This is a genomic window from Nocardia aobensis NBRC 100429 (genome assembly GCF_000308375.1).
Lineage (GTDB): Bacteria > Actinomycetota > Actinomycetes > Mycobacteriales > Mycobacteriaceae > Nocardia > Nocardia aobensis.
On record NZ_BAFQ01000202.1, the window covers coordinates 1 to 10,365 of the forward strand.

A 10,365-nucleotide genomic window follows, 5' to 3' on the forward strand; every position below is an offset into this window, starting at 1 on the left:
ACCTTGTCTGTCGCCATCATATGCCTCTCATCTGCGGTTAATTAGGATACTGCTCGTATCGTATCCAAAACGCTAGACTTGCGCCATGGTCGAGATGACACAGTCGCGCGGTCCTGGACGGCCGCGCAGTGAGCGTTCGAGGCGCGCGGTGCTCGCGGCGGCCCGCGACCTGCTGACCGACCGCGGACTGCCGGGGCTGAGTGTGGACGAGATCGCCACCCACGCGGGAGTCAGCAAGAACACCATCTACCGCTGGTGGCCCACCAAGGCGGCCGTCCTGATGGATGCCTTCACCGACGCCTTCGCGGACCGGATGAGCGTCCCCGCCGAAGGCGATGCCCTGGCCCGTCTGCGCACGACGGTCCGCCGGGTGGCGACGCTGATGGGCGATCCCGACGCCCGGCGCCCCTTCGTGGCCCTGGTCGCCGCGGCGCAACACGACCCGGAATTGGCTGCGGCGCTGCGGGATCGGTTCATCGCGGGGCGGCGGGCCGAGGTGGGCGAACTCCTCGGCGAGGCCCGATCCGCCGGTAGCCTTCCCGCCGGCTTCGACCCGGACACTGCCATCGATCTGATCTACGGCGCGCTCTACTACCGGTTGCTGATCAGCGGAGAGACCATCGATTCCGGCTACGCGGACCGAATCCTCACGGCGATGGGCCTGCTTCCGGACTGAACGACTACGGACGAGTTCGCCTTTCACGCTCTCGCGGTGGGCGCCGACGGTCGCGTCCGTTTAGCGCCAGCACCCGCCGGGAGTGGTTTCTAGCGTCGTGGTCATGAAAAACGACCTGCTGACCGATACCCGTGACCCGGTGCTGCGCACATCCGTCGTCGGACTCATGGCGGTGGGGGCGGGACTCGGCACCGCCACCATGTACGTGCTGCAGCCGGGTATGGCGGCAGTGGCGGGCTCGCTGCACGGATCGGTCGCGGAAATGGGGATCGCACTGGCGTGCGGGCCGGTCGGCTATCTGCTCGGGCTGGCGCTCCTGGTTCCGCTGGTGGACCGACATCCACCTCGGACGGTGGTTTCGCTGCAGTTCGCCGCGCTCGCCGCGGCATCGGCGATCGGCGCCGCGGTGGGGGTGGTGTGGTTGCTCGGCCCGGTGATCGGGCTGGTCGGTGCGGCGTCCTCGGTGGGTGCCCAGATGAGCTCCGTCGCAAGCCGTTTCGCGGAACCGAACCGGCGCGCGACGGTGCTGGGGACGGTGACGGCCGGGATCTCGGCCGGAGTACTGGCCGGCCGCATCGTCGGCGGCTGGCTCACCGACCTCATCGGCTGGCGGGGCATGCTGCTCGTCTTCGCGGCGGCCTGTGCGGCGCTGGCGGTGGCGACCCGTGTCGTGCTGCCCGCCGCGACGGCCACGGTCGCTTCCGGCTACCTGACGATGCTGCGCGGGCTGCCGGGACTGTTCACCCGGTATCCGTTGCTGCGGTCGGCGGCCGGACGCGGCGCGTTGTGGTTCTTCGCCTTCTGTACGGTGTGGGCCGGGCTCGCGGCGGCGCTGTCGCAGCCGCCGTTCTCCTATTCCGCCGAGCGAATCGGCTTGTACGCGTTCGCCGGACTGGCCGGTGTCGCCGCGACCCGCATCGCGGGGGCGTGGACGGATCGGGTCGGGGCGCGTCGCGTCATCCTGGTGGGACTCGTCGTCGCCGGCGCCGCCGCCGTGACACTCGCTGTGGCCCTGTCGAATACGGTGCTCGCCCTCGTCTGCCTCGGTCTGTTCGACGCGGGCCTGTTCGCGGCGCAGGTCGCCAATCAGAGCACGGTGCTGGCCATCGACCCGGGCTCACCCGCCCGGTTCAACAGCGCCTATATGGTCGTGTACTTCGTCGGGGGCAGCGCCGGCACCGCCTTCGGCGCGGCCGCGGTGAGCCGGCTCGGCTGGGCCACCACCGCGGTGATCGCGGCCCTCGCGATCGTGGTGGCGGCGGTGATGACCGCCGGCGGATCACCGGCGAGCGAAACCGTTCAGCGTCGCGGACACGGCCGGTAGCGGAACAGCCGGAGGCGCCGATCGTTCACTCGATCATTCTTCATAACCTGTTGTGGGCCAAGAGGTTCGGTTTCGAGGCTGCGGGTCGTTGCGAGGTTGGCGTTCCGCGTCCGGTCGCGGCGGACGGGTGGGCCAGCTCGGCCGGGGGTCGTCGTGAGGTCGGCCGGACGGGACGCGCCGGTGGCCGCCGGTCGGCTCTCCGGTTCGGCCGTCGATGCGCCGGTGACTGCCGGTATCGGCTCGGCGATCGTCGATGCGCCGGTGACTGCCGGTATCGGCTCGGCGATCATCGATGCGCCGGTGGTCGCCGGTGTCGGCGCGGCGATCGTCGACGCGGCGTTGGCCCCCGGTCGTATCGGGCGAGGGGGCGGTGCGTCGGCGGGCAGGCGGCTCGCCCGGACGTCCTTCGACGCGGCGATGACTACCCGTGTTGGGTCCGCCGCGGTGGTCCGCGTGGTCGTGGCCGGTCCTGTTCTCCCGGCCGTCCACGCGCCGGCGGCTTCCCGCGGTCTCGCCGCGCGCGGCGACTCTGCGGTGGCTGCCGGTGGTTTCCGCGGCGCTCTCCGCCCGGCGGCGGCCCGCGGGCACGGAGGTACGGCGGGGTGCGGGTTCGGGCTCGTAGTCGTCGAAGTCGGCGCGCCGGGCGAACGGGCGGGCCAGCAGGACCGCGATGGCGGTGGTCAAGGGAACCGACAGCGCCAGGCAGATGCCGCCGACCGCGGAACGGGTGATTTCGATGGCCACCGCGTCACCGGTCAGCACGTCGCGAATGGAGCGACCGGCGACGGAGAACATCAGCAACAGCGGCAGCGCACCGCCGGCGTAGGCGAGGACCAGCGTGTAGACCGTACTGGCGATGTGGTCGCGGCCGACGCGCATGGCGGCCGCGAAAATCTCACGCCGCGTCGCCTCTTCGTCGAGGGCGGCGAGTTCGAAGGCGGCCGAGGCCTGGGTGATGGTCACGTCGTTGAGCACACCGAGCGAGCCGATGATGAAGCCCGCGAGCAGAAGGCCGGTAATGCTGACGTGCTGGATATAGGTCGCGACGTTGGTGTTCTGCTCCTCCGACAGACCGGTCAGATGAGTCACCTCCAGCGCGACCCAGGACAGCACCGCCGCGAGCACCATCGCGCTGAGCGTGCCCAGCAACGCCGAGCTGGTCCGCAGATTGACGCCGTGCGCCAGATACAGGACCGCGTAGAGAATCAGCGCTCCCGATACGAGGGCGACCGGTATCGCCGGCTTCCCGTCGAGCAGGGCGGGCAGCAGGAATACGACCAGCACCCCGAACGCGAACACCAGGCCGAGCACCGCGCGCAATCCGCGCCATCGCGCCACCACCACGATGACCGCCACGAAGACGAGCGTGATCAGCAACAGCGGCATTCCGCGCGAAAAGTCGTCGAAGGAATAGATGGTGGTGCCGCTCGGATCGTCCTGCCGAACCAGCCGAATGTGGTCTCCCGCATGCAAATCCGGCTGTCCCGGCCCCGGCGCGATTTCGAGCAGCGTCCGGCTGCCTTTGTTCGGCCCCGAATCGATCGAGACCAGACTGCGCTGGCAGGTATAGGAATTCGTCGGCGGCGGTTGCGGAGTATCGGGAAAGGCACGCCCGTTCGACGGACTACCGCACGGCCCCATATCCTGCATCGCCACGGTGCCGGCCTCGGTCTGCACCGCCCCACCGCCGCCGTTCTGCATCGGCAACGGAATATCCACATGCTGCCGGCTGGGCCACAACCAGATCATGGCGATCACGACGATCACCCCGACCGCGGTGAGCACCCCCACCACCACCCGAGCCGCCGTAGCCCCGATAGCAATAGGCCCGGAATGGTCATGATGGTGATGATGATGCTCGCTCACCGCAGCGAGCTTAAAGGAAGTTATTTGCAGTGCCGCCTCTCCGCGTATTTCTGCCGGATTCCGGCGCGTGCGGAGGAGCGTTGGCGGCCGACGGCGAGACCGTGGCCACGTTTGCCCGTCCCCGACGAGTTACCCATGTCCACCCGAAATCAGTGGTAGCAATCCGTACGCCTGATCACGCAAGAACATGGGTAACTCACCGGGCACGGGCTAACAGAACCAGTCGACCATCCGCCGGCCGCCAACGCATAGAACCACGCACCTGAATCAGGCCAAAATTCGCGGAGAGGCGGTACAGGGAGTGCGGGCGGCGGAGAGCAGGGGGATGTCTCCGCCGCCCGAAAGGGATCCGACGGCCCAGGGGGGTAGGCGGTCGAATCCAGGGCCGAGCGACCCAGGGGGGGTAGGCGGCTCGGCCGGGCACTGTGAGTGCCGAGGACTACTGTACACAAAAGTTCGAAGTTTGCGCCAGTGAAGTCTTCAAAAACCTACTTTTCCAAACTCCCGGTTTGTTTTGGCTCGTCCCGGCCCCGACTACTGGCGATAGCTGGAGAGGAAGTTGCCGAAGCGCTCGATCGCCACGGCGAGGTCCCGGGCCCACGGCAGCGTCACGATGCGCAGATGATCGTGCTGCGGCCAGTTGAAACCGGTGCCCTGCACCATCAGGATCTTCTCCTGAAGCAGCAGGTCGAGCACCAGCTTGCCGTCGTCGTGGATCTCGTGGACCTCGGGATCCAGCCGCGGGAACGCGTACAGCGCGCCCTTCGGCTTCACGCACGAGACGCCGGGGATCATATTGAGCTTCTCCCAGGCCACATCGCGCTGCTCGAGCAGCCGCCCGCCGGGCAGGATCAGATCCTCGATGCTCTGGTAGCCGCCCAGCGCCACCTGAATCGCGTGCTGAGCGGGCACGTTCGGGCACAGCCGGGTGGAGGCCAGCAGGTCGATGCCCTCGAGGAATCCGGCCGCGTGTTCCTTCGGGCCGGTGATGACCAGCCAGCCCGACCGGTATCCGGCGACGCGATAGGCCTTGGACAGGCCGTTGAAGGTGAGGCACAGCAGGTCGGGAGCCAGGCTCGCGAGCGAGATGTGCTTGGTGTCGTCGTAGAGGATCTTGTCGTAGATCTCGTCGGCGAGCAGCAGCAGCTGATGCTTGCGAGCGAGGTCGACCAGCTGCTGCAACACCTCCGACGAGTACACCGCGCCGGTCGGATTGTTCGGGTTGATCACCAGCAGCGCCTTGGTCTTGTCGGTGATCTTGGATTCGATATCGGCCACGTCCGGCTGCCAGCCGTTGGATTCGTCGCACAGGTAGTGCACGGCGGTGCCGCCGGCCAGGCTGGTCATGGCGGTCCACAGCGGATAGTCCGGGGCGGGGATGAGCACCTCGTCGCCGCTGTTCAGCAGGGCCTGCATCGTCATCGTGATCAGCTCGGAGACGCCGTTGCCCAGATAGACGTCGTCCACATCGAACTCGGGGAAGCCGGGGACCAGCTCGTACCGGGTCACGATCGCGCGGCGCGCGGGCAGGATGCCCTTGGATTCGGAGTAGCCCTGCGCGTACGGCAGCGCGGCGATCATGTCACGCATGATCACATCGGGCGCGTCGAAACCGAACGGCGCCGGATTGCCGATGTTCAGCTTCAGGATGCGATGGCCCTCGGCCTCCAGTCGTGCCGCATGTGCGTGTACCGGCCCACGGATTTCGTAGAGAACATTCTGGAGCTTCAGGGACTGCTCCAGAACCCGGGGCGGCTGATGCGATGACTGACTGGTAGGGCTCACCTGTTCAATGGTGCCACCGCTCCGCAACTCCATATCCGAGGCATCGCCACCGCGCCACATCGGCGTTGTGCCGGTCACATCGGGCGCCGTGGGCCGCCGTTCAGGTGGGCGGATTGGCCGGCAGCATCCCCGTGGCGACCGTCGTGCCGCAGAACTCCTCGATCCGTTCGTCCAGGCGGCGCGCCTCGACCGCGTCGCGGAAGCGCGGGGTCGCGATCCGGCGGCGCAACCCGGTGAGCCGTTCCTCGAGTTGCGCGATGCGGCGGTCCTCGGAGAGTTCGAGTACCGGACTGAGGGCGTCCCCGGCGCCGTCGAGACTGCCGTTGATCAACTGGGCCGCCGCGTTGTCCACCCGCGCCAGCGCCTCGGCCCCGTAGGACCGCTGTTCGCGCGGGCCGCCGCTGTACAACTCGATCGTGCGCAGGGTTTCGGCCAGTGCCGGCTCGGCCTGGCCGAGATGGATGTACGTGGCGCCCGCGTAGTAATGGCTCTTGGCCTCCGGGAAGCCGAAGACGCCGCCGGTTTCGTCGTGCAGTTCGTCGGTCCCGGTACCCGTGCGCGCGGCCTCGGCGGCGCGGATGCAGCGTTCGGCGTCGGCGGCGCTACCCAGTTTGGACCAGATCCGCGCCTCGATGTTGTGCAGCCGGACCTTCGCGGTCACCGAATCCGCGTACTGCTGACCGTTCTGCGCCAGTGCCACCGCCCGGCGCGGCCGTTCGGACCAGTATTCGATCAGCGCCTGCATACCGCGCGTCCACGCGCGTAATCCGTTGTGGCCGCACAGTTCCGCGTACGCCCAGGCCGCGCGGGCCTGTTCCCCGGCGGCGTCGAGATGTCCGAGATCGGTACTGGCGTTGGCCAGCAGACCCGACAGCGTGCCGGCCAGCAGATACAAATGGCTTGTGTCCGCGGGCTTCTGGTGGCCCTCGAGCAACCGGTACACCCGCCGGCGCACCCGCAGCATCTCCACCATCATCGGAACCGGCGGCACGTGGACGTACTCCCTGGCGATGCGGGTGGCATCGGCGTCGAGTTGTTCCAGCGCGGAGGCGCCGACATTACTCGCCTCGGCGCGACCGGCGTGCTCGCTGGCTTCGTGGGCAGCCGCCATGATCAGATCCCTCTCCGAAATCTCGGCTAACGCATCACCTCTCATCGCACCGGCGTCTACGAGTGCCAAAAGTTCCGCGTCGCTCGAATACTTGCTGTGCGCCGAATGACCTTGACGCACCTCGAATTCCGGTCCCGGCCGATCGATGACGGGCTGATCGATCATGGCCGCGAACCGCGCCCGCACGACTTCGTCGGACCTGGCGAGTGATGTGTCCAGCGCGGCCTGGTTGACCGGGCGCGGATGTACCCGGGCACCGCCCGCCTCCCATTTCGACACCAGGCGTTCGTGAACTCCCAGATGGGCCGCGAACTCCCTGATGCTCATGCGTTTGGCATCGCGGAGGGCACGGGCTTCCTTACCTGACCACTGCCGGACCACGATGTCCCCTTCCGCGCGAACTCGTCTCCAGAGTACGAGCGGACGGTGAGCACGGCCACATCCGAAATCGAGCTGGTACAAGGAAATTGGCTGGTCCCGGCGATTTGGGCAGTGAAAGGGCAGTGCAGAGCGCGCGTGGGGGCGTTTCGGAGACGTCGCAGTGGCGGGAGCCTTGAAGATATCGAGGGAGTCGCCGTGAAGGTCGGGAAACTGTGAACGTCGAGAAGCTCAGAACCGCCGACGACTGGGTGATGTTCTATCGGCATCACGCCGGTCTGACATGTATCCAGCGTGGTGGATTCGTCACGCTGCCGGTGACCGGCACCGTCGGTGTCGTGCATCTGCCGGCCGACCGCGCCGAAGCGGTGTGCCGATCGCTCACCGAGCACGGCGGATGCGGGCCGGTACTGGCCCGGCGCGTGCGGTGGAGCTTCCTCGTGTTGCCCGACAGCCGGCCCGGTGGGCAGGTCGCGGACATTCTCCAACGTCTCGATATCGGCATCCCGGCCGTCGGCGGCGAGATCATGATGCCCACCAGCCTGGGCCGATGGACCCGGGAGGGCTGCCACTGGATCGTGGCGCCGGGGTCCGGCCTGGAACTTCCACCCCTTTCGATAGTCGTCACGACGGCGCTGGCGGTGGGAAGAGGCGGCGAGGACTGAACCCGCAGACCGGTCCTCGCCGCTGCCGATCCGGGTCCGCCTCGTTACCTGTCGGGGGCGGACCCGGATTCGGAACACGGGTGCGAAAATCAGATCCGGAACGTACCTTCTTCAGATTTGACCCTTTTGTGACATGAAGACGTTTAAGATTGCCGGATGAAGCTCCAGCGCCTTACCGCGATATCCGCACTGGTCGTCGGCGCCGTCACCGCCGGAACCGTTGCCGCGCACGCCGAACCGGCCGCCGCGCCCCAACCGGCCGCGATCAAGTACTCCATGAAACTCGTCGACAAGACCGTGGTGACCACCCTGCAGGGCGGCACCTTCCGGATCGCCGCGGACGGCAAGTCCTACGCGATCACCGATCCCCACGGCGCCACCGTCGTCTCACTCCCGACCGAAGTGCGCGTCGCCGGGACGGAGGTGCCGGTGAAACCGGTGGTCAAGAACGACGGGACCGTCCTCGAGTTGACGCCGCAGCGCACCGTCACCGTCGACAAGCCGGTCACCGTCCAGCCGATCGCCTCGCCGATGGAAAACCATCGCGCGATGAACGAATTCGAAACCAACTTCGGTGTCGCGACCGCCGTCGGCACCTTCCTCGGCACCGCGGTCGGCGCCATCGTCGGCGGTGTCACCGGCTGCATTCTGGGCCTGCCGCTGCTGGGCGTCGGCTGCATTCCGGCCGCGGTCGCGGGGGCCGGCATCGGCGGTATCCTCGGCACCATCGCGATCGGCGGACCCGCGCTGGCGATCACCGGATTCGACGTGATCGGCACGCTGTCGGCCGCGCCCGGCACGACGAAATGGGCCGACGACAAGTAGGTCCGCTCCGGCGGATCGCGGTCCGGCTGTGCCGCAACCCGATTCGCCACACCGTGCATTGTGAGAGCCCCCAGGACTGGGGGCTCCTGCCCTGGTGGGCGTGCGCGTAGCATCGACCCGCCTGCGTGGCCGAAAGCGCTGAGCTCCAAGCGAACTCACCGCAAACCCGCAGGTGTGACGGCGCTCGTCGAGGGGGCGAGCGCCGAGATTCGATGACGGAACGGAAATATCGATGAATCTCCGCAGCCTCACCGCGGCCTCCGCGCTCACCATCGGCGCACTGACCGCCGGGCTGACCACCGCCCACGCCGACCCGGCTCCCACGCCGGAGCAGTCCGGGATCAGGTACTCGGTCAAACTCGTGGACAAGACGGTCGTCACGACCTTGCAAGGGGGGACCTTCCGGCTCGCGCAGGACGAAAAGTCCTACTCCGTCACCGATTCCCACGGTGCCACCGTGGTCTCGCTGCCCACCGATGTGCGGGTCGACGACGTCGCCGTTCCGGTGAAGCCGGTGGTGAAGAACGACGGTACCGTCCTCGAACTGACGCCGCAGAAGACGATGACCACCGACCATCCGGTCGCCGTCCAGCCGATCGCCTCGCCGCTCGAGAACCAGCGCGCGATGAACGATTTCTCCACGCAATTCGGAATCGCCACGGCCGTGGGCGGATTCGTCGGCACCGCGATCGGCGTCGTGGTCGGCGGAATCACCGGCTGCATCCTGGGCCTGCCGCTGTTCGGCGTCGGCTGCCTCCCAGCCGCGATCGCCGGCGCCGGCGTCGGCGGCATCCTCGGCACCATCGCCGTCGGTGGACCGGCCCTGGGCATCGCGGGACTGGATCTGATCAACACCCTGCAAGCCGCCCCCGGAACCAGCAAGTGGGCCAAGGACACCGCGGGCAACTAGAGAGTTACGCCACGCACCATCGAAGGCCGGTCGCTCGAGCAGCGGCCGGCCTTCGGCGTTATCGGTGAACCCGCCGCAAACCGACGACGCCTCGAACCGATTGCCGTCGTCGGCAGAAAACAGGGGATACGACGAAGGGGCGCCGCCGGTGTCGGCAGCGCCCCTACGCGGTGTGGCGAATTTACTTCTTGCGGCTGCCCGGGGCCTTCGCTCCGGACTTGAAGCCCAGGCCCCCCGGCTTGGCGGTCGGGGGCTGGACCTCACCGTTGCCGCTGTCGGCGGAGCCGGTGGCGGTCGCCGTGGTCGACTCCGGTGCCTCCGATGCGGACTCCGGCTCGGTCGCGGGGGCCTCGGCTGCTTCGCCGGCAGCCGTATCGGCCGGTGCCGCACCGTTACCGGATTCCGTTGCCGCCGGAGCGGATTCGGCAGCGGCGGGCTTCGCGGCGCCGGGGGCCTTGGGGCCGGGGCGCTTGAAGCCGGACTTCATCGCCAGACCCTTCGGCGCCACCGTCGGTTTGGTCTCGGTGGGGCCGGTGGACGTGGCGGTTTCCGCAGGAGCCTCCGCGGACGCGGCCTCGGCGGCGGGCGCCTCGGCAGCCTCGGCCTCGGCTTCGGCCGGGGCTTCGCTCGCGGGCTTGGCGCCCGGAGCCTTGGCCTTGCCCTTCATGGCGAGCCCCTTGCCACCGGGTGCCTTGGCGGCGCCCTTCATGGCCAGGCCGCCGGGCTTGGCGGTCGGCGCGGCCGGCGCCTCGGTGCTCTCGGCCGCCGGCGCTTCGGCGGCGGACGCCTCGGCCGCAGGGGCTTCGGCGGGCTTCGGAGTCGCCT

Annotated in this window: 7 protein-coding genes and 2 pseudogenes; 5 read left to right on the forward strand and 4 right to left on the reverse strand. The window is 68.4% G+C overall.

The annotated features are described in order from the left end of the window. Positions 1 to 85: 85 nt before the first annotated feature. Both RJ03_RS25755 and RJ03_RS25760 read left to right on the forward strand, forming a co-directional pair. Positions 86 to 676 (forward strand): TetR/AcrR family transcriptional regulator, encoded by a 591-nt coding sequence (locus RJ03_RS25755; protein ID WP_083871331.1) that lies wholly within the window; start codon positions 86 to 88, stop codon positions 674 to 676. 103 nt (positions 677 to 779) lie between these two features. Then, positions 780 to 2,000, forward strand: coding sequence for an MFS transporter (locus RJ03_RS25760; RefSeq protein ID WP_051025255.1), 1,221 nt, complete (start codon positions 780 to 782; stop codon positions 1,998 to 2,000). A 636-nt stretch (positions 2,001 to 2,636) separates the two neighbouring features. Here the strand turns inward: RJ03_RS25760 and RJ03_RS25765 are convergent. From RJ03_RS25765 to RJ03_RS25775, 3 genes and pseudogenes are all read right to left on the reverse strand, one after another. Next, positions 2,637 to 3,866: pseudogene (locus RJ03_RS25765) on the reverse strand (YibE/F family protein); the annotation flags it as partial. 534 nt (positions 3,867 to 4,400) lie between these two features. Continuing rightward, positions 4,401 to 5,678: a pyridoxal phosphate-dependent aminotransferase gene (locus RJ03_RS25770; RefSeq protein WP_371507140.1), complete on the reverse strand. Its 1,278-nt coding sequence runs from the start codon at positions 5,676 to 5,678 to the stop codon at positions 4,401 to 4,403. Positions 5,679 to 5,751: 73 nt separating this feature from the next. Further along, on the reverse strand, positions 5,752 to 7,089 hold the full coding sequence (locus tag RJ03_RS25775; protein ID WP_083871332.1) for an NsdA family TPR-like regulatory protein: 1,338 nt from the start codon (positions 7,087 to 7,089) through the stop codon (positions 5,752 to 5,754). Between the two features lie 266 nt (positions 7,090 to 7,355). On the opposite strand from RJ03_RS25775, the gene RJ03_RS25780 reads away from it, so the two are divergent. The 3 genes from RJ03_RS25780 to RJ03_RS25790 all read left to right on the forward strand — a co-directional run bounded on the left by RJ03_RS25780 (position 7,356) and on the right by RJ03_RS25790 (position 9,540). Next, a complete protein-coding gene (locus RJ03_RS25780; protein WP_036506629.1) occupies positions 7,356 to 7,805 on the forward strand; it encodes a hypothetical protein in 450 nt (149 codons plus the stop codon). Positions 7,806 to 7,961: 156 nt separating this feature from the next. Continuing rightward, a complete protein-coding gene (locus tag RJ03_RS25785; protein ID WP_036506632.1) occupies positions 7,962 to 8,630 on the forward strand; it encodes a DUF8020 domain-containing protein in 669 nt (222 codons plus the stop codon). Between the two features lie 232 nt (positions 8,631 to 8,862). Beyond that, on the forward strand, positions 8,863 to 9,540 hold the full coding sequence (locus RJ03_RS25790; protein WP_036506635.1) for a DUF8020 domain-containing protein: 678 nt from the start codon (positions 8,863 to 8,865) through the stop codon (positions 9,538 to 9,540). Between the two features lie 181 nt (positions 9,541 to 9,721). On the opposite strand, the pseudogene RJ03_RS25795 reads toward RJ03_RS25790, so the two are convergent. Continuing rightward, a pseudogene (locus RJ03_RS25795) lies at positions 9,722 to 10,365 on the reverse strand (Fe-S oxidoreductase); the annotation flags it as partial.